Origin of the sequence: Allobosea rubneri, assembly GCF_032464875.1 — a bacterium.
Taxonomy (GTDB): Bacteria; Pseudomonadota; Alphaproteobacteria; order Rhizobiales; family Beijerinckiaceae; genus Allobosea; species Allobosea rubneri.
This window is the reverse complement of the sequence record NZ_JAWDID010000019.1, coordinates 32,437-53,723: the sequence shown is the minus strand read 5'-3', so window position 1 is coordinate 53,723 and position 21,287 is coordinate 32,437. Positions and strand designations below refer to the sequence as shown.

The following is a 21,287-nucleotide window of genomic DNA, read 5'->3' as shown; positions in this document are numbered from 1 at the left end:
TGCATTGAGCCGCGCCTCAAGGAGAACCGGCAGGACGGACGATTGTCGGCATCCCGCAAATGTGCCATCTCGGCCCTTGTCTGGCATACAGATGCGAATCTGCGTGGCTAAGGCTCCATAGTTCCGTCGCCTTTGTGACATGTGCTCAGCGAATGCGCGCCGCCGGCTGCGGCGTCCGATGGCTAACAAGGGTTCAGACGCGTCCTCCGATGATCTTCGCTACGCTCCGACGTCTCCTCGCCCCGGCACTGGCGCTCGCCGCGCTGACCGGTGCAGCCGTCGCGCAATCGCCCGCCTGCAACAACTGGCGCGCGGAACTGGCGAGCCTGCAGGGGCAGCGGGGCGGCGATCCCCGCGCCGCGCAGGCAGCGCAGCGCGTCGCGGGGCAGATCGCCCGGCTCTCCGGACAATATCGTTCGATGGGCTGCGACCGGGGCGGCTTCCTGTTCTTCGGCGAGCAGGCGCCGCCGCAATGCGGCGGCATCCGGGCGCAGCTCAGCCAGCTCGAGGCCCAGTACGGCGCCTTGCAGCGGCAGGCGGGCGGCGGCATCGAGCAGCGCCGGGCCCAGCTCGCCGCCCTGATCGACAATAACTGCCGCGAGCAGCGCCGCGGCTTCTTCGAGACCATCTTCGGCATCGAGCCCCGCCGCGGCGAGATCGATTCGACCCTGCCCGAGCTCGACCCGGAGCCGCTCGAGCCCGGCGAGAGCCAGCCGCGCCAGGGCGGCCCCTACAGCGTCTGCGTGCGCACCTGCGACGGCTTCTTCTTCCCGCTCTCCAACAGCCCGGGCGGCCGCGAGAGCCAGGACGAGATGTGCCAGGCGCTCTGCCCGGGCACCGAGACTCTCGCCTTCGGCATGAGCAATGGCGGCGATGTCCAGAACGCGGTCTCGCGCAGCACCGGCACGCCCTATGCGTCGCTGCCGAACGCGCTGAAATATACCCGCAGCTTCGATGCCGCCTGCACCTGCCGGGCGCCGGGCCAGAGCTGGGCCCAGGCCCTGCAGAATGCCGAGAACCTGATCGAGCAGCGCAAGGGCGACATCATCGTCACCGAGCAGCGTTCGCTGGAGATGTCGCGTCCGAAGCCGGAGGCACCGGCCCGCGGCAAGAAGGGCGCCGCCAACGCGCCGGAGGCCAAGCCCGCCCCCGCAGCGCCGGCCCCCACCGTGCTCCAGGCCGCCCCCGGCGACGAGCCGACAGCCGACGCCAATGTGCCGACCGCGAGCACCGAATCCGCCGGCGTCGGGCCGCAGAGGATCGACAGCGAGAAGACGCTGCAGCAGGGCGACGGCGTGAAGCGCGAGAGCAAGAGCGTCACCGGCGAGCGCCGCACGGTGCGGATCGTCGCGCCAAATCTCGCCCCCAATCTCGGCGTCGGCGCGACCGCCCGGCCCTGATCAGGCCGTGAGCTTCGCCAGCAGCTCGCCATAGGCGTCGAAGATCAGGTCAGGCCCGCGCGCCCGGAGCGAGGCGGCGCTGTTGTAGCCGAAGGTCACCGCGCCGGCCGCAATGCCGGCGCGCCTTGCCGCCTCGATGTCGCGGATCTCGTCGCCGATGGCGATGGTCCGTTCCCTCGAAGCCCCTGCCCGGCCGATCACCGCCTTGAACTTGGCGCTCTTGCCCCAGAGCGAGGCGCCACAGCTGAAATGGCTGACATGGCCGGCAGCCTGCCCCAGCGTGCGGCGTATCGCGTCCTCGCCATTGGAGCTGACGATCGCGACCGTAACATCGCTTGCAACCAGGCGCGCCAGCATGCTCTCGGCGCCGGGAAAGAGCCTGACCGCATCGCCGGCCTCGGCGCTCAGCCTGCGCATATGCATCGCGATCGCCGGCAGCTTCCATAAGGGCACGCCCAGGCGCGCCATGATCTCGCGCGACTCAAGCGCGCGAAGCTCCTCGGCCTCGCCTTCCGCGACCTCGCGAAAGCCGAACTGGCGCGCCGTCTGGTTGAGCACCGAGCAGAACCACGGAAAGCTGTCGGCCAGCGTCCCGTCATAGTCGAAGATCGCAAGGGAGAAGGCGGGCATCGCGGTGATCGGTCTTGGAGCTCGTCAACTGGCCCCGGTCATTGGGGCTGGGTGCTTTGCCGCAAGGTCATGCAGGCGTCAATGCGACGGGCCGAAAGCCTCGTCCGCGACATGCTGCGAGGGCAGATCTGTCCTGCACAATCTTCATCGCGCGGGCGGAACGTCTGGCGAGCTTGCGCGTTTATGTTCCACGCCTGAGCGATCCGCTCGCTCGGACTGGACTGAGCGCGGAGCAAGGCCATGTCGGAACCGGCAATCACCGCTGATGGCGGCATGGATCTCGCGGACACCGGCAGGCGCCTCAAGGCGATCTTCATCGGCTCCGTCGGCAATCTCGTCGAATGGTACGATTTCTACGCCTACACCGCCTTCGCGCTGTACTTCGCGCCACATTTCTTCCCCTCCAGCGATCCCGTGGTGCAGCAGCTCAATGCCGCCACGCTCTTCGCCGCCGGCTTCATCGTGCGCCCGCTCGGTGGCTGGCTTTTCGGGCATCTGGCCGACCGCTATGGCCGCCGGCTCTCGCTGACGCTCTCGGTCGTGATGATGTGCTTCGGCTCGCTGATCATCGCGGTGACGCCGACCTATGCCAGCATCGGCTTCGCCGCGCCGGTGATGCTGGCGCTGGCGCGGGTGATCGAAGGCCTCAGCCTCGGCGGGGAGTACGGGGCGAGCGCCACCTATCTCACCGAGATCGCCCATCCCGACCACCGCGGCTTCTATTCGAGCTTCCAATACGTCACGCTGATCGGCGGCCAGCTCACCGCGATCCTGGTGCTGCTGCTCCTGCAGAACGTCTTCCTGACGCATGAGCAGCTGGTGGAATGGGGCTGGCGCATCCCCTTCGTGATCGGCGCCCTGCTCGCGATCACCGCGATGTTCATGCGCCGGCACATGCACGAGACCGAGGCCTTCGTCGAAGCCAAGAAGGCCGGGCCGAAGAAGGAAAGCTCGTTGCGCGGGCTCCTGCGCTACCCGCGCGAGGTCGCGATCGTGGTCGGCCTCACGGCCGGCGGCACCGCCGCCTTCTACACCTTCACCACCTATATGCAGACCTTCGTGAAGCAGACGGTCGGCCTCTCCGACATCACCACCACCTATGTGATCGCGGGATCGCTGATCTTCGCGCTGATCCTGCAGCCGATCTATGGCTGGATCTCCGACCGGATCGGCCGCAAGCCGCTGCTGATCTTCTTCGGCCTTGCCGGCGCGCTGCTGACCGTGCCGATCCTGACGACGCTCTCGCATACCAAATCGCCCTGGACCGCCTTCCTGCTGATCGCCGGGGCCTGGGTCTTCGTCGCCGGCTACACCTCGATCAATGCGGTGGTGAAGGCGGAACTGTTCCCGACCTCGATCAGGGCGACCGGCGTCGCCCTGCCCTATGCCGTGACCGTCTCGATCTTCGGCGGCACGGCCCCCGCGATCGCCTTGTTCTTCAAGCAGCAGGGCCATGAGCAATGGTTCTACTACTACCTCGCCGGTATGATCTTCATCTCGCTCCTGGTCTACGCCACGATGCGGGACACCAAGCATGAGTCGGCGATGCACCGTCATGATTGAGGGGACGCACGTATTGTCCTGCGCATGAATGGCCGGAGGGCCGCGACGTAGCAGCACTTATCGCCGATGCGGACGTGATGGCCGAACGACCGGCGAAGACCGAAGCGGCGTCAGCATTGGGCTGGCAAGCGGTCCTTAAGCACCTTCGCTCACGATCCGAGCCCATGGACAAGTTTTACGAGCCCGCCTCGGACTTTCTCCGCAGGGTCGCCAACGGCGAGATTCCGCTCGCCGGAAGCGAGTTCGGGCAAGAAAACCTACAGCTACTCGTTGCCTTTATGAACGATCAGGATACGTCGAATCGCGATTGGGCCACGCTCTTATTGCGGGGCAGGACATCGATACCGCTGAAGTTCGGGAAGCTCTTCTAGCGGCGACGCGGGACGAGAATGCGAGTGTTCGAGCTGAGGCACTCCTAGGCTTGGCAGAGCGTGATGCGGCTCTGGCTCTCCCACTTGTCGAGCGCGAGCTTGAAGGTGATGAAGTCGGCTATGGCACGTTTCAGGCAGCGCATGCGATTGCCAGCCCCGTGCTGCTGAACGGGCTGCGCAACTGGTCAGGACAGGGGCGAACCGATTGGATCAACGACGAGATTAAGGACGCCATTGCCGCTTGCGAAGCCGCTCTTGGCAAGAGCGAGTGATATGTCCGCAACGGGTCGGAACCGGACATCATCAGCGCCGCGAAGCGAACCATTCCATAGGATCGTCGCCCCGGATGTAGCTCAATCCAGCGTTCTCAAGCGTTTCAGCTAGATCGATAGGGCAGAGGCACAAATCCAAGTCCTTCCATTCTTTGCCATCGGGCCACGGCTGGAACGGGTTGCGGGCTTGCCAGATCAGCTTTTCTTCGCCCCCGAGCAGGACAGCCAAGTTACGGGGAGTATTATACTCGACCCCCTCAAAGATGACCGAATTGCACATGCCAAATTCCTTTGGTCAGCACTGATTCAATTTCGGCTGTTCATCAATCTCCGCAAGCAATCCCGCGCTCAGGCCGCCTCGCCCGCCAGCCGCTTCAGCGCCTTCTCGCGTCCGATCAGCGGCAGCAGGGCCGCGAGCTCGGGGCCGTGGTCGAGCCCGGTCAGCGCCTGGCGCAGCGGCATGAACAGCGCCTTGCCCTTGGCCCCTGTCGCTGCGGCGACCGCCTGCGTCCAGCTCTTCCAGGTCGTCTGATCGAAGGGTTCTTCCGGCAACAGCGCCCCGGCAGCTGCCGCGAAGGCGGGGTCGGCGATCCCTGGCGTGATCGGCCCTTCGACGACCCGCCACCACTGAGCGGCATCGCTCAACCGCGCGAGGTTGCCGCGCACCGCCAGCCAGAACGGCTCAGTCGCGGGAATGCCGAGCGCCGCCAGACGATCGGCGACTGCTGCGAACCCGAAATGATGCAGCGTCCTCGCCGAAAGCGCTTCGAGCTCATGCTCGTCGAACTTCGCCGGGGCGCGCGAGACATGGGCGAGCTCGACCAACCCGGCGAGTTCTTCGAGGCTGGCGACCGGGCGCACCGCATCGGAGGTGCCGGTCAGCACCGCCAGCGCCGCAACCGCGAGCGGCTCGACGCCGGCCTCGCGCAAGCCCCTGAGCGAGAGATGGCCAAGGCGTTTCGAAAGCCCCTCGCCGCTCGCCGTGGTCAAGAGATTGTGATGGCCGAAGGTCGGCAGCGCGCCGCCGAGCGCCTGGATGATCTGGATCTGCACCGCCGTGTTGGTGACGTGGTCCTCGCCGCGGATGACATGGGTGATGCCCATGTCGACATCGTCGACCACCGAAGGCAGCGTGTAGGGATAGGTGCCGTCCTCGCGAACCAGGACGGGGTCGGAGAGCGAGGCGCAGTCGACATGCGAGGGGCCGCGCACCAGATCGTTCCAGCCGATCTCCTCCCAATCGAGCAGGAAGCGCCAATGCGGCTTGCGGCCTTCGGCCTCCAGCGCCGCCCGCTCGGCCGCCGTCAGCTTCAGCGCGGCGCGGTCATAGATAGGGGGCAATCCGCGCGCGAGCTGGCGCTTGCGGCGGCGATCGAGCTCGTCGGCACTCTCATAGCAGGGGTAGAGCCGCCCGGCGGCACGCAGGCGCGCTGCCGCCTCGTCATAGAGGGCGAGCCGTTCCGACTGCTTGATGCTGGCATCGGGCCCGACGCCGAGCCAGGCGAGGTCCTCGGGAATCGCCGCCGCGAATTCGGGCTTCGAGCGCGCCTTGTCGGTATCGTCGTAGCGCAGCAGGAAACGCCCGCCATGCCGCATGGCGAAGAGCCAGTTGAACATGATCGAGCGGGCGTTGCCGATGTGGAGATAGCCGGTCGGCGACGGCGCGGTGCGGACGAAGGGTGCGGTCATGGCCGGCGCTTGTCGCGCGGGACGCGCGCAAGAGCAAGGGCATCGCCGTTTCGTGCTGTCGGAGCCGTCGACAGGCGCCCAGATTGACGCAAGGTTAGAAACGGAGGGTGACGGGCTGTCTGCGCGAGGAGGCGAGGATGAGCATCACGGCTTCGGTCGGGCTCGGCGGCAAGAACACGGTTCCCGATACGCGTCTGGTCCAGGCGATGATCAATCCGCATGCGGTGGCGCTCGGCATCGAGCTGCTCGAGGTCGACGGAGACTGTGGACCGCTGACCCGCGGCGGTATCAGGCGCTACCAGCAGGTCTTCCTCAAGATCGCGAACCCGGATTCGCGGGTCGATCCGGGCGGCAAGACCTTCCTGCACATGGCCAGCAATCCGGCTCCGGCAAGTGTCGTGGTCAGCGCCATGCGCCTGCCCGTGAAGCTCAAGCCGGGCGACTTCCTGCAGGTACCGGTGGTGATGGATCCGGCCGACGGCACGGTTCAAGACGCCTACACAGCCTTCGAATACGAGATCTTCGACAAGGGCGCCCGCATGATCGGGACGGATTATGCCTTCGGCGTGCCCAACGAGATCGAGGTATGGCCGAGTGCGCAGGTCAGGATCGGCGTGACGCTGACCGCGCCCCTGCTGGCTCACGAACAGTTCCACTACGATGTCGGCTATGTCGTCTGCCGGGCGCTGGCGCACCAGCTCACCATCGCCCGCGCGCCGACGATCGGCGGGCTGGTAACGCAGCTCAGCAGTCTCGTCGACCTGCACATCAAGCGCCGCGTCAAGCTGATCCAGCGCCGCTACGACATCGACACCCAGCACGGGCAGAACGCCAAGTACCAGCGCATCTGGCTCGACCGCATGACCGCCTGCATCGCCAACCCAGCAGCCAACCAGATCGGCGGATTCTGGCTGTAGCGGGCGCCTTCAGGCCGAGTGGATAAGCGCGCAGCGACACGCCGCCATTCCGGCTCCGCGGGGCGAGTTTTGTTGCATCGCAATGCGGCGGCGCGCTAGTTTGCGCCCATTCGATCGGACCCGGTGAAACTCCGGGTGGCTCTTCCGGCCGCCAATCCGCCGGACCACGCAAATGACTGACTGATCGGCTCGCCCTGCGGCGAGCATCGACGTCTCTTGCGGATTTTCCTCATGTCCAAACATTCCACCTATCGCAGGCAATGGTTTTCCAATGTCCGTGGCGACGTCCTGTCCGGCATCGTCGTCGCGCTCGCACTGATCCCCGAAGCGATCGGCTTTTCCGTCATCGCCGGCGTCGACCCCAAGGTCGGCCTCTATGCCTCCTTCGCCATCGCCTGCGTCTCTGCCTTCCTCGGCGGCCGGCCGGGCATGATCTCCGCTGCAACGGCCGCCACAGCCGTGCTGATGGTGACGCTCGTCAAGGAGCACGGGCTGCAATATCTGTTCGCCGCGACCGTGCTAATGGGCGTGCTGCAGCTCGCGGCTGGTGCATTGAAGCTCGGACGCCTGATGAACTTCGTCTCGCGCTCGGTGATCACGGGCTTCGTCAACGCCCTCGCGATCCTGATCTTCATGGCTCAGCTGCCCGAGCTGATCGGCGTGCCCTCGCTGACCTATGTAATGGTCGCTGCCGGTCTCGCGATCATCTATCTCTTCCCCTATCTGACCAAGGCGATCCCCTCGCCGCTGGTCGCGATCGGGGTGCTGACGCTGGTCGCGTGGTGGGGCGGACTCGATCTGCGCCGCGTCGGCGATCTCGGCGAACTGCCCTCGACGCTGCCGGTGCTGGCGCTGCCACAGGTGCCGCTGACCTTCGAGACGCTGCGGATCATCTTCCCCTATTCGCTCGCTCTTGCGGCCGTCGGCCTGCTGGAATCCCTCCTCACCGCCCAAATCGTCGACGACATGACGCAGACGCAGAGCAACAAGAACGTCGAATGCTACGGCCAGGGCGCGAGCAACATCGCTTCCGCCCTGATCGGTGGCATGGGCGGCTGCGCGATGATCGGCCAGTCGGTGATCAATGTGCGTTCGGGCGGGCGCGGCCGGCTCTCGACCTTCGTCGCCGGCGCCTTCCTGCTGTTCCTGATCCTCGTGCTCGACGATCTCGTCCGGATCATCCCGATGGCGGCGCTGGTCGCGGTGATGATCATGGTCTCGATCGGCACCTTCTCATGGCGCTCGATCCTCGACCTCGGGCGCAATCCGCTTCCGTCCTCCATCGTCATGCTCGCGACCGTCGCCACCACGGTGGCGACGCACGATCTCGCCAAGGGCGTGATCGTCGGCGTGCTGCTCTCGGGCGTGTTCTTCGCCGGCAAGGTCGCCCGGCTTGTCCAGGTCGAGAAACGCGGCGACGAGGCTGAGTCGACCTATCTGGTCCGCGGTCAGATCTTCTTCGCTTCGAGCGAGAGCTTCCTGCGCGGCTTCGCCTTCGACGACGCGCCCCGCCGCGTAACGATCGACGTCAGCCAGGCGCATTTCTGGGACATCACGGCGATCGGCGCGCTCGACAAGGCTGTGCTGCGGTTCCGCGGCGCCGGCGCCGAGGTCACCGTGATTGGCCTCAACGAAGCCAGCGCCACGCTGGTCGAGCGCTTCGGCGAGCACCACAAGAGCGATGGCGCTAAGCCTGCCCCGGCTCATTGAGGCGGCACAGCCTCGTTCGATCCTGCCAGTCTCCGGGGTAACGGCGCAGCGCTGCCGCTGCCCCGGAGGGATCAGAAATCGAAGCTCTCGCCGCCCGCCTTGCCGACGCCCTTGACCAGCGTCGGATCGGGCTTGTGCGCGCCGTTGCCGGGGTCGCGGAAGCCGTTGACGATCGGGTAGCGGCGGTCGCGTCCGAAATTCTTGCGGGTCACCTTGACGCCCGGGGCCGCCTGCCGCCGCTTGTACTCGGCGAGATAGAGCAGGCGTTCGACCTTCTTCACCGTCTCGAGATCGTGGCCGCGTGCGACGATGTCGGACAGCCGCATCTCATGCTCGATCAGGCATGCGAGGATGTCGTCGAGCACCTCATAGGGCGGCAGCGAATCCTGGTCCTTCTGGTTGTCGCGCAGTTCGGCCGAAGGCGGCTTGACGATGATGTTCTCCGGGATGACCTCGCCATCCGGCCCAAGCGCTCCGACCGGCTTCCAGCGGTTGCGCAGCGCGGATAGGCGAAAGACCTCGGTCTTGTAGAGATCCTTGATCGGGTTGTAGCCGCCGTTCATGTCGCCATAGAGCGTGGCGTAGCCGCAGGACATCTCGGACTTGTTGCCGGTCGTCACCACCATCGGCCCGAACTTGTTCGAGATCGACATCAGCAGCGTGCCGCGCACCCGGCTCTGCAGGTTCTCCTCGGTGATGCCGCGATTTGTGCCGGCGAAGAGTTCGGCCAGCGCACTCTCGAAACCCTCGACCGGCTCGGCGATCGGCACGATCTCATAACGCACGCCGAGCGCATCGGCGCAGGCCTTGGCGTCGTCGAGGCTCTCCTGCGAGGTGAAGCGATAGGGCATCATCACACAGCGCACGCGCTCCGCGCCGAGTGCATCGACCGCCATCGCCGCGCAGATCGCGGAATCGATACCGCCGGAGAGGCCAAGCACGACACCGGGGAAGCGGTTCTTCTCGACATAATCGCGCAAGCCGAGGACGCAGGCCGAATAGTCGGCCTCGTCGCCGCTCTCCACAGCGGCGACCTCGCCTTGCAGGCAGTGCCAGCCCTCAGCCCCCCGCTCCCAGTTCGTGACGACGAGCGCCTCGCGGAAGGCCGGCAACTGATGGGCGAAGCTGCGGTCGGCATTGAGAACGAAGGAGGCGCCTTCGAAGACGAGTTCGTCCTGGCCGCCGAGCTGATTGAGATAGACCATCGGCAGGCCGCTCTCGACGACGCGGGCGACAGCGACGTTGAGCCGCTCCTCGATGACGCCGCGGCGGAAGGGCGAGCCGTTCGGCACCAGCAGGATCTCACCGCCGGTTTCGGCGATGCACTCGACGACCTCGTCGCTCCAGATGTCCTCGCAGATCGGGATGCCCAGGCGGATATGGTTGCGAAAGACCACCGGCCCCGGCAACGGGCCGGGCTCGAACACCCGCTTCTCGTCGAAGACGCCGTAGTTCGGCAGGTCGACCTTGAAGCGGACCGACTGGATCAGGCCGCCGTCGAGCAGCGCATAGGCGTTGTAGAGCTTGCCGTCCTCGAGCCAGGGCAGGCCGAGGAGCAGGGCCGGGCCGCCATCGGCGGTCTCGCGCGCCAGCTCCTCGCAGGCCTTGCGGCAGGCGTCCTGGAAAGCCGGCTTCAGCACCAGATCCTCCGGCGGATAGGCCGACAGGAAGAGTTCCGAGAACATCACCAGATCGGCCCCGAGCGCCGCCGCGTCCCGCCTTGCGGCGCGGACCTTCTCGGCATTGCCGGCGACGTCGCCGACGGTCGGGTTGAGCTGGGCCAAGGCCAGGCGGAAGGAGGTCGCGGTCATGACCCGGATTTAGCCTGCGGACGATAGAGCGGCAACGGCAGCACGTGCGTGCGGGTCTGCGTTTGAGCGCTGCCTGCCCTCCCCTCCACCGGGGCTCGCCGGGCCGCAACTCAGCTCAATGTCGAACGGAAATCGGCCGAGTAGCGCAACTCGCGCATCGGACGGACCAACCGGGTGGTCTCGTCATAGATCGGATGCGCCTTGTAGGCCTGGAGTGCCGCCTCGTCGGCGAACTCGCCATAGACGACGATGTCGATGTCGTTGCCGTAAGGGTCGATCTTGCCGTTGGCGACGACCTCGAAGGCGAGGGAATGCGGGATCTCGCCGAGGCGGCGGAGCGCATGGAGGATCGTTTCGCGCTTCGCGGGGTCCTTTGCCGTGAAGAACACGATGTGACGTAGCATTGTCTCGTTCCCGAACTCACAAGGCCGGCCACGCCGGCTTTCCGGCGGTCTGGTTAGCGGCCAGCCTCCTGAGTCGTCGATGCGGCCTGAGAGCCCAGCTCGCGACGACGCGGCAATCCCGCAGCGTTAACCCGGTATTAGGGTTACCATTGGATGAATATCGCTCGGGCAATGCGAAATGGGCCATCTCGGCCGTGCCCGGGGGAGATCAAGATGCATATCCGTTCCGTTGCATCGGCGCTGGGTGTTGCGGCGCTCGGAATGTCGCTGACCGCCATGCAGGCCCATGCGGCGGACTATCCCGTGCTCCGCGGCTCTCAGATCTCGGACACGCCGCCGCCGCCGGATTTCCTTTCCGGAACGGCCAACTGGTCCGGCTTCTATGTCGGCGGCACTGCGGGCTATGTCAGCGGGCAGTTCGACGCCTTCAAGCAGTCGGACGCCCTGGCACATCAGGCTTTTGGAAACCTGCTCATCAAAGATGCTGCCGTGGACCTCCTGCGTTTCGGCAAGGCGAGCAACGACAAGGTGAACTTCGGCGGGTTCATTGGTTATAATTTTCAGTTCGGTGATACTGTCCTCGGCATCGAGGCCGAATACATCCGAACGAACATCCAGACGGACCAGCGCGGCAGCATCTCGCGCATCTACACGAACCTCTTCCCCACGACGATCCCTGCGGCGCCGAATGTCGAGCCGGTCAATACACAGACAGCCGTGACCGTAGACGGGCATTCGGCCACCAAGATCGACGACCTTGCAATCTTCAAGGCACGCGCGGGCTATGCCTTCGGCAACTTCATGCCCTTCGCGAACATCGGCCTTGCGGTCGGGCGCATCAGCACCAATGGCCGCATGCGCCAGAGCCACACGACCGGCGAGAACTTCGGATTCTTCAACACGGTAACCGGTCCCACGGGAACAGTGACGCGCACGACCTATGCCGGTCCCGGCCGGATCGCGCGCCCGGATGCTTCCGGCAGCTCGGAAGCGAGCGTCATTTCTTCCGGCTACGTGCCCGGCTTTGCCGTCGGCGGCGGCCTTGAAGCCCTGCTCGCCGAGAACCTGCTCCTGCGTGCGGAATTCACCCGCATCTACTTCGCGAGCTACAAGGGCGTGGATGCGATCGTCGACTCGGCGCGCGTCGGCGCCGGCCTGAAGTTCTGATCTTCAAGACACCTCTTGAAACAAGAAGGGCCGCAGCGACGCTGCGGCCCTGTTTCGTTGGCGAGGGCGTAGCGGAGACTACTCCGCCGCCTCGACCTCCGGCCGGGCCCGCCCTGCCCGCTCGCGCTTGACGAGCTCGGCGACCAGGAAGGCCATCTCCAGCGCCTGCTCGGCATTGAGACGCGGATCGCAGACCGTGTGGTAGCGGTCGTTGAGATCGGCGTCGGTCATGCCCCGCGCGCCGCCGGTGCATTCGGTGACGTTCTTGCCGGTCATCTCGAGATGGATGCCGCCGGCATGCGTGCCCTCGGCCTGATGGACAGCGAAGAAGTTCTTCACCTCGGTCAGGATCAGGTCGAAGGGCCGGGTCTTGTAGCCGCTCGCAGCCTTGACGGTGTTGCCGTGCATCGGATCGCACGACCAGACGACATTGCGGCCTTCCCGCTTGGTGGCGCGCACCAGGGCCGGCAGATGATCGAAGACCTTGTCGGCGCCGAAGCGGGCGATCAGCGTCAGGCGGCCCGGCTGGTTCTGCGGATCGAGCGCGTCGATCAGCTTGAGCAGCTCGTCCGGCTTCAGCGACGGGCCGCATTTCAGGCCGATCGGGTTACGGATACCGCGGAAGAACTCGACATGGGCGTGGTCGAGCTGGCGCGTGCGGTCGCCGATCCAGACCATATGGCCGGAGGTGTCGTACCACTCGCCGGTAGTCGAGTCCGTGCGCGTCATCGCCTGCTCGTAGCCGAGCAGCAGCGCCTCGTGGCTGGTGTAGAAATCCGTCGTGCGCATCTCGGGATGCGTCTCGGGATCGATGCCGATGGCGCGCATGAAGTCGAGCGCCTCGGTGATGCGCCCGGCGACCTCCTGGTAGCGGCCCGACTGCGGGCTATCCTTGACGAAGCCGAGCATCCAGCGATGCGCATTGTCGAGATTGGCGTAGCCGCCGGTCGCGAAGGCGCGGATCAGGTTGAGCGTCGCCGCCGACTGGCGATAGGCCTCGAGCTGACGGCGTGGGTCCGGGATCCGGGACTCGGCCGTGAACTCGTTGTCATTGATAATGTCGCCCTTGTAGCTCGGCAGCTCGACGCCCCCGATCGTCTCGGTCGGAGCCGAGCGCGGCTTGGCGAACTGGCCGGCAATGCGGCCGACCTTCACCACCGGCGAACCGCCGGCGAAGGTCAGGACCACCGCCATCTGCAGAAAGAGCCGGAAGAAGTCGCGGATGTTGTCGGCGGAATGTTCGCCGAAGCTCTCGGCGCAGTCGCCGCCCTGGAGGAGGAAGGCCTCACCGGCCGCGACCTTGCTCAACGCCCGTTTGAGCTTGCGCGCCTCGCCTGCAAAAACGAGCGGCGGAAAGCCGGCGAGCTGCTGCTCAACCGCCTTCAAGGCTGCCTGGTCCGGATAATCCGGCATCTGCTGGACGGGCTTTGCCCTCCAGCTCTCGGGCGTCCACCGCTCGGACATCATAGTGCTCCTGATTTCACAAATCGCGCCTGCGTTAACCTCTTCTGAAGCGCGAAGGGCGGCCTATACACCCGCAAGTGGCCGCTGACCACCGTTACGGCAAGCAACGCCCGGCGACATCTGCGCCGGGCGTGGGAAAGACCGAGATATGTCAGGCTCTTGGCGCCATCGGCTGAAATCGCGATTCAGGTGCCTGAAAGACTGATTCAACCCATTCAAGCATCGATCCAACCAGCTCCACGCCAGAACAGGACGACCGACCATGCCCAAGCGCAGCGTTTCCTCCGACCGCGTCTACAAGAGCCGGCTGCCCTTCGCCCAGGCGACGATCGCCGGCGACTTCATGTTCGTCTGCTGCGTCGGCGCGGACCTGCAGGGGAAATACGCGACCGGCGATGCCAGGCGGCAGACCCAGCAGTGCATCGACAACATCAAGGCCTTGCTCGAAGAGGCCGGGGCGAGCCTAAAGGACGTCGTCAAGTGCACGGTCTACGTCACCGACCGGGCCTATTGGGAGCCGATGAACGAGGTCTACTTTGCGAACTTCGCGGAGGAGCCACCGCACCGCGTCTCCTGCATCGTCAACGGCCTGGGTTCGCCCGACTGCCTCGTCGAGATCGACGCGACCGCCTATCTCGGCAAGGCGGTTTGAGCGGAAGGCCTGCGCGCGGCCGGCTCAGCCCTCGCGCGCTTCCTTGAGCACCCAGTCGCGGAACAGGCGGATCTTGCGGGAGTTGCGGCGCCTCGTCGGATAGGTCAGCCAGTAGTCCTGTCCATCGCGCAGCATCACGTCGAAGGGCTGGACCAGCACGCCCTGGTTCAGCTCTCGCCGGAAGAAGGCCGGCTGCGCCATCACCGCCCCGTTTCCGGCCAGCGCTGCGGTCACCTCGAACTGCTGCACGACGAGATCGATCCGCGCTTCGGAGACCGTATCAGCCGTCGGAGCCCCTGCCGCGGCAAACCAGCCGGTCCAGGCCTTCGGGCAACCGAAATGCGGCACCGCCACGAGATCTGCGGGCTGCGCGGCACGGCCTAGATGTCGGAACAGCCCCGGACCGCAGAGCGGGGTGTACTCATTGGTCATCAGCCAGTGCGCCTCCAGCCCCGGCCATTGCCCGCTACCGCGCCGGATGACGACGTCGCAATCGTCGACCTCCGGCTGGCGCTGGCTCACCTGAGGAACCAGCCGGATGGCGAGACTGGGATTGGCGCATTGGAATAGGCCGAGCCGCGGAGCCAGCCAGTTGGCCGCGAACGTCGGCAGCGCCTGTACCGAAAGCACTCCTTCGGCCGTCTCGGTGACGGCGGCGAAGGCGCCGCGCAGGCCATCGAACGCGTCGGTAACCGCATCTCCCAGCCTTTCGCCGATCTCGGTGAGGATGACGCCGCGCGGCCGGCGACGGAACAGGGGCGCACCGAGCCGCTCCTCCAGGAGCTTGATCTGATAGCTCACCGCGGCCTGCGTCATGCCGAGCTCGGCTGCGGCAAGGGTGAAACTGCCATGCCGCACCGCGGCCTCGAAGGCCCGCACGGCACTCAGCGGCGGCAAGCCGATCGCCAGATCAGACATCAGCTGTCCTTATGTGTCAGGCGTGAAATCCGGTTTGTCCGCGGCGCCCTCGATCGGCATTCCCTAGCGAAAGCACGACTTTGCCGGGAACGGAACGATGACGGCCGAGATTAGCAGAAAGAACGGATATGTCAGCCTTATGCCGGCCCTGCGGCTGCGCTGGGCCCGGCTCCTGGCGCGAGCACAGGGGCGCAAGGTCGCGCTCGACGAGCGTTTCGAGCCGGATGGGCTGAGCGCGCATATCAGCCGCGACATCGGCCTGAACGACGCAAGCCTGCTTTATGACAGCCGGCGCTCGGACCGCGAGCCGTAACGCCGCGCGTACCGCCGAGCGCTCGTCCCGCGGCAGGGAGCCGGCATCCCGAAGGATGAGGCTCCCGCTGGCTTCGAGCAGGCCCTTAGAGAGCGCTCTTGCGGGCCGTGCGCATGGTGACGAGCTCTTCAGCGGCACTCGGATGCAGGGCGATGGTGCGGTCGAAATCCGCCTTGGTCGCCCCCATGGTCACGGCGATGGCAACGGCCTGGATGATCTCGCCGGCATCATGACCGAGGATGTGGACGCCCAGCATCCTATCGGTCTTCGCATCGACTACGAGCTTCATGTAGATGCGCTCGTGACGGCCAGAGATCGTCGCCTTCATCGGCCGGAAGCCGGTTTCGAAGACGCGCAGCTCATAGCCGGCGGCGACAGCCTGCTGCTCGGTCAGCCCGACCGTGCCGATCTCCGGCGTGGTGAACACGGCCGAGGCGACGATGCTGTGGTCGGTCGTCCAGGGCTTGTTGCCGAAGGTCGAGTCGGCGAAGGCGTGGCCCTCGCGGATCGCGACCGGGGTCAGGTTGATCCGGTTGGTGACGTCGCCGACCGCATGGATCGACGGCACGCTCGAGGCCGAATTCTCGTCGACCATGACCTGGCCGACCGGTCCGAGCTTGACGCCGGCCGTTTCCAGCCCGAGCCCGGCCGTGTTGGGACGACGACCTGTGGCGACGAGGATGACGTCCGCATCGATCGGCTCGCCCTTGGCGCAATGGGCCCGGCGCGTGCCGTCGGGCAGCAGTTCGATCCGGTCGACCGTGCAGCCGAGGCGCAGCGCGATCCCGGCATGAGCGAGCGCCTCGCGCAGGCGCGTGCGAACATCTTCGTCGAAACCGCGCAGCACATTGTCGCCGCGATGCAGCACGGTGACGACAACGCCGAGCCGCGCGAACAGGCTGGCGAATTCGAGCGCAATATAGCCGCCGCCGACGACCAGCATGCGGCGCGGCAGCTCCGGCAGATGGAAGACCTCGTTCGAGGAAATGCCGTACTCGCCCCCCGGAATCGGCGGATCGAAGGCCGGATAGCCGCCGGTGGCGACGAGGATGTGGCGGGCACGGACCGGCTTGCCGCTGCGCTGCAGCCGCACGGTGTGCGCGTCCTCGATGACGGCGCGCTCCTCGTGGATCTGGACCAGCGCCGCCTCGAGCCCCTTGCGATAGAGCCCGGAGAGCCGGCCGACCTCGTTGGCGACGGCATCGCGCAGGGTCGGCCAGTCGAATTCCGGCTTGCCGAGCTTCCAGCCGAAGCCGGCAGCATCCTCGAACTCGTCAGCGAAGCGGCTGGCATAGACGAAAAGCTTCTTGGGCACGCAGCCGCGAATCACGCAGGTTCCGCCGATCCGATCCTCTTCCGCGATCGCGACGCTGGCGCCATGGCCGGCCGAAATGCGGGCCGCGCGGGTGCCGCCGGAGCCGGCGCCGATGACGAAAAGGTCGACGTCGAACTCGCTCATGACCTGTCCTCGAGATTTTGCGCGTCCCCAGGAGGGGCACAGAACAGTAGCGCCGCCACGGTCAGAATGGCGATCCACCAACCTTGCCAGGCGCCATGCGCAACCACGACGATCGCGAAGCAGCCGGCGAAGAAGGCCGTTGGCAACGCGGCCCGCGCCGGTGGCAGGGGCCTTAGCCGAGCAAGCAACAGCAGCCCGGCTGCGGCGAGCAGGGCCGCTCCGACCAGGCCGGTATCAACCCAGGTCTGCAGTGGCGCGCTGTGGGGGTGGCCAACCGGGAGCAGCGCCCGGCGCGGCTCGGAGATGCCCTGCGCCACCGGATTTCGGTCGAGCGTCGCGGCAGCGTTGAAACCGTAACCGAGAATCGGCCGCAGCATCGCCGCCTCGCCGAAAGTCTCCCAGATATCGATGCGGACCTCATGCGACGGATGGAGCTTGCTGCGCAGCGCGGTTGGCATCTGCGCCTCGAGCACTGGCCCGATCGCTGGAGCGAGCGCCATGGTCGCGAGAAAGGCGGCCCCGGTCGCCGCGAGGATCAGGCGCGGCGCAGCGGCGAAGGCGAGCCGCGCGACGAGCATCACGACGAGCCCGAGCTTGGCCGCTTCACTGTCCGACCCGAAGACCAGGATCGTCACGACGAGCCCGACCAGGCCGGCGAGCGCGCGATCGAACCCACCCCCTTCACGCCAGAGCCGGTAGATCACCGGCACCGCAAGGATCAGGGGCGTGAGTGCGGCGCGGTTGAAATAGAAGCTCTCCTGGCGCCGGTCGAGGGCGAGCCATTTGCGCACCGCGAACTCGGTGAGGAACTCGTAGAAGAGCAGGCAGCTTGCCAGGATCACCGTGATGGCGAGCACGCGCAGGAACTGCCGGGACGGCGCGAAGGCGCCGCTCGCGGCGATCACCAGCCCGGCAGCCGGCGGCAGCATGAACTCACCCCACATCCGCAGGCCGCCCAGGGGCTGGTGGCTCCAACTCGTGCTGACCAAAGCCCAGAGGGCGAACACCAACAGCAGAATGGCGAGCGGCGACGACAAGAGTTTCCGCGCGCGCGCGCGCATCTGCACACCGCCATCCGCTGCGAGGCCGGCGACCATGAAAGCGAGTGCGGCCAGGCACAGGAACAGCGGCGCGGAACGCGTCGCAGCCCACATTGCGAGGGGAATGGCGGCCAGCAGCCCGTGGCCGATAGCGGCGGCGGCGGCAGCCATGCGGCTGTCCATCGCAGGGGAAGAAGCAGGTGCGAACATCGGCCTGCTCTTACGCGATCGCCGGAGCCGGCAACAGGGGGAAGTCTGGCAGCAGCGAAAGACCTTGACTTAAGATTGATCAATCAGGCGCAATTGACCGGGCGGGCGGCGCAATGTCACAGGCAGGCGCCTACAACATATTGCGCGGAACGGCCGCGCGCGGGAGGTAGAACATGCTGACAACCATTCTCAAGCGCGGCGCCGTCACGGCGGTCGCGCTCGCAGGCCTGACGACGGCAGCCTTCGCCCAGCTCGAGCTGAAGATCATGGCTCCGGCCGCCCCCGGCGGCGGCTGGGACGGGACGGCCCGCTCCATGCAGCAGGCCCTGACCGCGTCGGGCATCGCCAAGAGCGTCCAGGTGACCAATGTCACCGGCGCGGGCGGCACGATCGGCCTCGCCCAGCTGATCGGCGCCAAGGGCGACGGCCACCAGCTGATGGTCAACGGCTTCGTGATGGTCGGCGCGATCCTGCTCAACAAGTCGCCGGTCAACCTCTCGCAGGCGACCCCGATCGCGCGCCTGACCGCCGAGGCGCTGGTCATCGTCGTTCCCGCCGACTCGCCGATCAAGACCGCCAAGGACCTCGCCGAGCGCGTCAAGGCCGATCCGGCGAAGGTAACCTGGGCCGGCGGCTCGGCCGGCGGCGCCGACCACATCCTCGCCGCGCTGTTCACCGACGCGGCCGGCGGCGACGCCAAGAAGATCAATTACATCCCGTTCTCGGGTGGCGGCGAGGCGCTGGCCGCCATGCTCGGCGGCCGGGTCACCGCCGGCATCTCCGGCTATGGCGAGTTCGAGGGCCAGATCAAGGCAGGCAAGCTGCGTGTCGTCGGCGTCAGCTCCAGCAAGCGCCTGGAGAACGCGCCGGACGCGCCGACCCTGAAGGAGGGCGGCGTCGATGTCGAGCTGCTCAACTGGCGTTCGGTCGTCGCGCCTCCGGGCCTGACGGACGCGCAGAAGACCACGCTTTCCGGCGCCATCGACAAGATGGTGAAGTCGAAGGAGTGGGCCGAGATTCTGAAGGCTCGCGGCTGGGACGACGCCTATCTCGCCAGCGCCGAGTTCGACGCCTTCCTGAAGGCCGAGACCGTGCGCGTCGAGAAGGTCATGCGCGATGTCGGCCTGGTGAAATAAGGCCATCTGATACAAGCGGGCGGCCCAGTGGCCGCCCGTACTCTTCCCTTTTCGCACACGCTCGACGGCAAAGCCCATGTCCCGAACCATCGACCGCCCTGCCCTCGTCGTCGGGCTCCTCCTCCTGGCCGCGGCGGCGATCGTTGCCTTCGACGCCTCGCGCCAGACGATCACCTCCAATTATGGCGTCGGCCCGACCGCGATGCCCTATGTCGTCTGCGCCGGGCTCGTCGTGCTCGGCCTCGCGCATCTCGTCGTCGCCTTCAAGGAAGGCCTGCCGAAGCCTGAGCCGGCCGATGTGCGGGCGTTGCTCTGGATCGGCGGCGGGCTCGTCGGTCTGATCGCCTGCATCGCGCTCGGCGGCGGCTTCATCATCGCGACCGCGATCCTGTTCGCCTGCACGGCGCGGGGCTTTGGCCGCGATGCGCTGCCGGCCGACATCGCCATCGGTTTCGTCATGGGCAGCGCGATCTACCTGCTCTTCCTCAAGCTCCTGACCTTGGCACTGCCGGCAGGCCCGCTCGAACGTCTCCTCGGCTGAAAGGCGCGCCATAATGGAAACCCTGCTCGCGCTCGCCAACGGCTTCTCCGTCGCCTTCGAGCCCTCCAAGCTGCTGTTCTGCCTGATCGGCGTCTTCCTCGGCACGGCCGTGGGCGTGCTGCCCGGCATCGGCCCGGCGCTGACGGTGGCCCTGCTGCTGCCGGTGACCTTCAAGCTCGATCCGGCCGGCTCGCTGATCATGTTCGCCGGCATCTACTATGGCGGCATGTATGGCGGCTCGACCACCGCGATCCTGCTCAATGCACCCGGCGAGAGCGCCTCGCTGGCGACAGCGCTGGAAGGCTCCAAAATGGCCAAGGCCGGGCGCGGCGGGCCGGCGCTGGCGACGGCGGCGATCGGCTCCTTCGTCGCCGGGCTAATCGCGACGATCGGCCTCGCCTTCCTGGCGCCTTGGCTGGTCGAGCTCGCGATCAAGTTCGGGCCCTGGGACTATTTCGCCCTGATGATCGTCGCCTTCGTCACCGTCTCGGCGACCTTCGGCGACTCGCCGCTGCGCGGCCTGACGAGTCTCTTCCTCGGCATGCTGCTCGGGCTGATCGGCATCGACAAGCTGACCGGACAGGCCCGCCTGACCTTCGGCGTGCCGGAACTGCTCAATGGCGTTGAAGTGACGACGCTGGCGGTCGGCCTGTTCGCGGTCGGCGAGGCCTTCTACGTCGCCTCCAAGCGCTGGCGTGAGCCCGAAGAGATCATTCCGATCAAGGGCTCGCTGTGGATGAACAAGCAGGACTGGAAGCGCTCCTGGGCGCCCTGGCTGCGCGGCACGGCCTATGGCTTCCCGATCGGCGCCCTGCCGGCGGGCGGCGCCGAGGTACCGACCTTCCTGAGCTACTCGACCGAGAAGAAGCTCTGCAAATACCCGGAGGAGTTCGGCAAGGGCGCGATCGAAGGCGTCGCCGGGCCGGAAGCCGCCAACAACGCCTCCGCCGCCGGCACCCTCGTGCCGCTGCTGACGCTCGGCCTGCCGACCTCGGCAACGGCGGCGATCATGCTCGCCGGCTTCCAGCAATATGGGCTCAACCCCGGCCCGCTGCTCTTCGCCGAGAAGCCGGACCTCGTCTGGGGCCTGATCGCCTCGCTCTTCATCGCCAACGTCATGCTGGTGATCCTGAACCTGCCGCTGATCGGGCTCTGGGTCCGGCTTCTGGCGGTGCCGCAGCCCTGGCTCTATGCCGGCATCCTGGTCTTCGCGACCATGGGCACGCTCGCCGTCAATCCTTCCCCGGTCGAACTCGGCATGCTCTTCCTCTTCGGCTATCTCGGCTATCTGATGCGCCGGTACGACTATCCGGTGGCGCCGATGGTGGTCGGGCTGATCCTAGGGCCGATGGCCGAGGCGCAGCTGCGCCGCGCTTTGCAGATCAGCCTCGGCGATCCGATGATCCTGCTCGAGAACCCCGGCTCCGCGACGCTGCTCGGCATCGCCTTCATCGCCCTGGTCGCGCCCTTCGTGATGAAGGGGCTGAACAAGTTCAAGGCTGCCGAGGACTGACGCCAGACGCGCAACCGGCACGTGCAAATGCCGGTTGCGCCTGAACAAATGCGGCGCGACTGTGTTGCGATCTTCACCGGCCCTGCGCGGGCCCGACCGAGGATCGA

Annotated in this window: 21 protein-coding genes and 1 other annotated feature; of the genes, 12 read left to right on the top strand and 9 right to left on the bottom strand. The window is 66.5% G+C overall.

Features of this window, described 5'->3' with window-relative positions; genetic code table 11:
* Nucleotides 1-209: 209 nt before the first annotated feature.
* Complete coding sequence (locus tag RKE40_RS14295; protein ID WP_316018902.1) at nt 210-1,400, top strand: DUF2865 domain-containing protein; 1,191 nt, start codon at nt 210-212, stop codon at nt 1,398-1,400.
* On the opposite strand, the gene RKE40_RS14290 is transcribed toward RKE40_RS14295, so the two are convergent.
* Nucleotides 1,401-2,030: an HAD hydrolase-like protein gene (locus RKE40_RS14290; protein ID WP_316018901.1), complete on the bottom strand. Its 630-nt coding sequence runs from the start codon at nt 2,028-2,030 to the stop codon at nt 1,401-1,403. It lies immediately after the preceding gene.
* A 240-nt stretch (nt 2,031-2,270) separates the two neighbouring features.
* Between RKE40_RS14290 and RKE40_RS14285 the strand changes: the two genes are divergently transcribed.
* From RKE40_RS14285 to RKE40_RS14275, 3 genes are all read left to right on the top strand, one after another.
* Complete coding sequence (locus RKE40_RS14285) at nt 2,271-3,593, top strand: MFS transporter (RefSeq protein ID WP_316018900.1); 1,323 nt, start codon at nt 2,271-2,273, stop codon at nt 3,591-3,593.
* Between the two features lie 164 nt (nt 3,594-3,757).
* On the top strand, nt 3,758-3,964 hold the full coding sequence (locus RKE40_RS14280) for a hypothetical protein (protein WP_316018899.1): 207 nt from the start codon (nt 3,758-3,760) through the stop codon (nt 3,962-3,964).
* 50 nt (nt 3,965-4,014) lie between these two features.
* Nucleotides 4,015-4,236 (top strand): hypothetical protein, encoded by a 222-nt coding sequence (locus RKE40_RS14275; protein ID WP_316018898.1) that lies wholly within the window; start codon nt 4,015-4,017, stop codon nt 4,234-4,236.
* A gap of 31 nt (nt 4,237-4,267) precedes the next feature.
* Here RKE40_RS14275 and RKE40_RS14270 read toward each other — a convergent pair whose 3' ends face one another.
* Complete coding sequence (locus RKE40_RS14270; RefSeq protein WP_316018897.1) at nt 4,268-4,516, bottom strand: hypothetical protein; 249 nt, start codon at nt 4,514-4,516, stop codon at nt 4,268-4,270.
* 68 nt (nt 4,517-4,584) lie between these two features.
* Complete coding sequence (gene gltX, locus RKE40_RS14265; protein ID WP_316018896.1) at nt 4,585-5,925, bottom strand: glutamate--tRNA ligase; 1,341 nt, start codon at nt 5,923-5,925, stop codon at nt 4,585-4,587.
* A 137-nt stretch (nt 5,926-6,062) separates the two neighbouring features.
* Here gltX and RKE40_RS14260 point away from each other — a divergent pair, with 137 nt between their 5' ends.
* Both RKE40_RS14260 and RKE40_RS14255 read left to right on the top strand, forming a co-directional pair.
* Nucleotides 6,063-6,842, top strand: coding sequence for a hypothetical protein (locus RKE40_RS14260; protein WP_316018895.1), 780 nt, complete (start codon nt 6,063-6,065; stop codon nt 6,840-6,842).
* Between the two features lie 113 nt (nt 6,843-6,955).
* Nucleotides 6,956-7,011: a sequence feature (sul1 is cis-regulatory element that is thought to sense ions involved in sulfur or methionine metabolism; They are found in Alphaproteobacteria), on the top strand.
* Nucleotides 7,012-7,073: 62 nt separating this feature from the next.
* Nucleotides 7,074-8,552: a SulP family inorganic anion transporter gene (locus tag RKE40_RS14255; RefSeq protein ID WP_316018894.1), complete on the top strand. Its 1,479-nt coding sequence runs from the start codon at nt 7,074-7,076 to the stop codon at nt 8,550-8,552.
* A 71-nt stretch (nt 8,553-8,623) separates the two neighbouring features.
* Here the strand turns inward: RKE40_RS14255 and RKE40_RS14250 are convergent, their stop codons facing one another.
* Both RKE40_RS14250 and RKE40_RS14245 read right to left on the bottom strand, forming a co-directional pair.
* Nucleotides 8,624-10,363 carry an NAD+ synthase gene (locus tag RKE40_RS14250; RefSeq protein ID WP_316018893.1) on the bottom strand — a complete coding sequence of 580 codons (1,740 nt, stop codon included), beginning with the start codon at nt 10,361-10,363 and terminating at the stop codon, nt 8,624-8,626.
* 110 nt (nt 10,364-10,473) lie between these two features.
* Nucleotides 10,474-10,767, bottom strand: coding sequence for a Dabb family protein (locus RKE40_RS14245; RefSeq protein WP_316018892.1), 294 nt, complete (start codon nt 10,765-10,767; stop codon nt 10,474-10,476).
* A 213-nt stretch (nt 10,768-10,980) separates the two neighbouring features.
* Here RKE40_RS14245 and RKE40_RS14240 point away from each other — a divergent pair, with 213 nt between their 5' ends.
* Nucleotides 10,981-11,934, top strand: coding sequence for an outer membrane protein (locus RKE40_RS14240; protein WP_316018891.1), 954 nt, complete (start codon nt 10,981-10,983; stop codon nt 11,932-11,934).
* Between the two features lie 78 nt (nt 11,935-12,012).
* Here RKE40_RS14240 and RKE40_RS14235 read toward each other — a convergent pair whose 3' ends face one another.
* Entirely contained in the window at nt 12,013-13,398 is a 1,386-nt protein-coding gene (locus RKE40_RS14235; RefSeq protein WP_316018890.1) for a class II 3-deoxy-7-phosphoheptulonate synthase, read from the bottom strand.
* A gap of 262 nt (nt 13,399-13,660) precedes the next feature.
* Here RKE40_RS14235 and RKE40_RS14230 point away from each other — a divergent pair, with 262 nt between their 5' ends.
* Nucleotides 13,661-14,050 carry a RidA family protein gene (locus RKE40_RS14230; protein WP_316018889.1) on the top strand — a complete coding sequence of 130 codons (390 nt, stop codon included), beginning with the start codon at nt 13,661-13,663 and terminating at the stop codon, nt 14,048-14,050.
* 24 nt (nt 14,051-14,074) lie between these two features.
* On the opposite strand, the gene RKE40_RS14225 is transcribed toward RKE40_RS14230, so the two are convergent.
* On the bottom strand, nt 14,075-14,968 hold the full coding sequence (locus tag RKE40_RS14225) for a LysR substrate-binding domain-containing protein (protein WP_316018888.1): 894 nt from the start codon (nt 14,966-14,968) through the stop codon (nt 14,075-14,077).
* Nucleotides 14,969-15,065: 97 nt separating this feature from the next.
* Here RKE40_RS14225 and RKE40_RS14220 point away from each other — a divergent pair, with 97 nt between their 5' ends.
* Nucleotides 15,066-15,281, top strand: a complete 216-nt coding sequence (locus tag RKE40_RS14220) for a hypothetical protein (protein ID WP_316018887.1) — start codon at nt 15,066-15,068, stop codon at nt 15,279-15,281.
* 85 nt (nt 15,282-15,366) lie between these two features.
* Here RKE40_RS14220 and gor read toward each other — a convergent pair whose 3' ends face one another.
* Entirely contained in the window at nt 15,367-16,740 is a 1,374-nt protein-coding gene (gene gor, locus RKE40_RS14215; RefSeq protein ID WP_316018886.1) for a glutathione-disulfide reductase, read from the bottom strand.
* Entirely contained in the window at nt 16,737-17,951 is a 1,215-nt protein-coding gene (locus RKE40_RS14210) for an O-antigen ligase family protein (protein ID WP_316018885.1), read from the bottom strand. The genes gor and RKE40_RS14210 overlap by 4 nt, the downstream gene beginning before the upstream one ends.
* Before the next feature lie 212 nt (nt 17,952-18,163).
* Between RKE40_RS14210 and RKE40_RS14205 the strand changes: the two genes are divergently transcribed.
* The 3 genes from RKE40_RS14205 to RKE40_RS14195 all read left to right on the top strand — a co-directional run bounded on the left by RKE40_RS14205 (nt 18,164) and on the right by RKE40_RS14195 (nt 21,180).
* Nucleotides 18,164-19,126, top strand: coding sequence for a Bug family tripartite tricarboxylate transporter substrate binding protein (locus tag RKE40_RS14205; RefSeq protein WP_390893368.1), 963 nt, complete (start codon nt 18,164-18,166; stop codon nt 19,124-19,126).
* Between the two features lie 76 nt (nt 19,127-19,202).
* On the top strand, nt 19,203-19,667 hold the full coding sequence (locus RKE40_RS14200) for a tripartite tricarboxylate transporter TctB family protein (protein WP_316018884.1): 465 nt from the start codon (nt 19,203-19,205) through the stop codon (nt 19,665-19,667).
* Nucleotides 19,668-19,680: 13 nt separating this feature from the next.
* On the top strand, nt 19,681-21,180 hold the full coding sequence (locus tag RKE40_RS14195; RefSeq protein WP_316018883.1) for a tripartite tricarboxylate transporter permease: 1,500 nt from the start codon (nt 19,681-19,683) through the stop codon (nt 21,178-21,180).
* Nucleotides 21,181-21,287 lie beyond the last annotated feature (107 nt).

What these genes read in the sequence shown, in the direction of transcription:
- RKE40_RS14295 (WP_316018902.1), top strand. Translation starts at nt 210, where the DNA reads ATGATCTTCGCTACGCTCCGACGTCTCCTCGCCCCGGCACTGGCGCTC.
- RKE40_RS14290 (WP_316018901.1), bottom strand. Translation starts at nt 2,030, where the DNA reads ATGCCCGCCTTCTCCCTTGCGATCTTCGACTATGACGGGACGCTGGCC.
- RKE40_RS14285 (WP_316018900.1), top strand. Translation starts at nt 2,271, where the DNA reads ATGTCGGAACCGGCAATCACCGCTGATGGCGGCATGGATCTCGCGGAC.
- RKE40_RS14280 (WP_316018899.1), top strand. Translation starts at nt 3,758, where the DNA reads ATGGACAAGTTTTACGAGCCCGCCTCGGACTTTCTCCGCAGGGTCGCC.
- RKE40_RS14270 (WP_316018897.1), bottom strand. Translation starts at nt 4,516, where the DNA reads ATGTGCAATTCGGTCATCTTTGAGGGGGTCGAGTATAATACTCCCCGT.
- gltX (WP_316018896.1), bottom strand. Translation starts at nt 5,925, where the DNA reads ATGACCGCACCCTTCGTCCGCACCGCGCCGTCGCCGACCGGCTATCTC.
- RKE40_RS14260 (WP_316018895.1), top strand. Translation starts at nt 6,063, where the DNA reads ATGAGCATCACGGCTTCGGTCGGGCTCGGCGGCAAGAACACGGTTCCC.
- RKE40_RS14255 (WP_316018894.1), top strand. Translation starts at nt 7,074, where the DNA reads ATGTCCAAACATTCCACCTATCGCAGGCAATGGTTTTCCAATGTCCGT.
- RKE40_RS14250 (WP_316018893.1), bottom strand. Translation starts at nt 10,363, where the DNA reads ATGACCGCGACCTCCTTCCGCCTGGCCTTGGCCCAGCTCAACCCGACC.
- RKE40_RS14245 (WP_316018892.1), bottom strand. Translation starts at nt 10,767, where the DNA reads ATGCTACGTCACATCGTGTTCTTCACGGCAAAGGACCCCGCGAAGCGC.
- RKE40_RS14240 (WP_316018891.1), top strand. Translation starts at nt 10,981, where the DNA reads ATGCATATCCGTTCCGTTGCATCGGCGCTGGGTGTTGCGGCGCTCGGA.
- RKE40_RS14235 (WP_316018890.1), bottom strand. Translation starts at nt 13,398, where the DNA reads ATGTCCGAGCGGTGGACGCCCGAGAGCTGGAGGGCAAAGCCCGTCCAG.
- RKE40_RS14230 (WP_316018889.1), top strand. Translation starts at nt 13,661, where the DNA reads ATGCCCAAGCGCAGCGTTTCCTCCGACCGCGTCTACAAGAGCCGGCTG.
- RKE40_RS14225 (WP_316018888.1), bottom strand. Translation starts at nt 14,968, where the DNA reads ATGTCTGATCTGGCGATCGGCTTGCCGCCGCTGAGTGCCGTGCGGGCC.
- RKE40_RS14220 (WP_316018887.1), top strand. Translation starts at nt 15,066, where the DNA reads ATGACGGCCGAGATTAGCAGAAAGAACGGATATGTCAGCCTTATGCCG.
- gor (WP_316018886.1), bottom strand. Translation starts at nt 16,740, where the DNA reads ATGAGCGAGTTCGACGTCGACCTTTTCGTCATCGGCGCCGGCTCCGGC.
- RKE40_RS14210 (WP_316018885.1), bottom strand. Translation starts at nt 17,951, where the DNA reads ATGGCTGCCGCCGCCGCCGCTATCGGCCACGGGCTGCTGGCCGCCATT.
- RKE40_RS14205 (WP_390893368.1), top strand. Translation starts at nt 18,164, where the DNA reads ATGCTGACAACCATTCTCAAGCGCGGCGCCGTCACGGCGGTCGCGCTC.
- RKE40_RS14200 (WP_316018884.1), top strand. Translation starts at nt 19,203, where the DNA reads ATGTCCCGAACCATCGACCGCCCTGCCCTCGTCGTCGGGCTCCTCCTC.
- RKE40_RS14195 (WP_316018883.1), top strand. Translation starts at nt 19,681, where the DNA reads ATGGAAACCCTGCTCGCGCTCGCCAACGGCTTCTCCGTCGCCTTCGAG.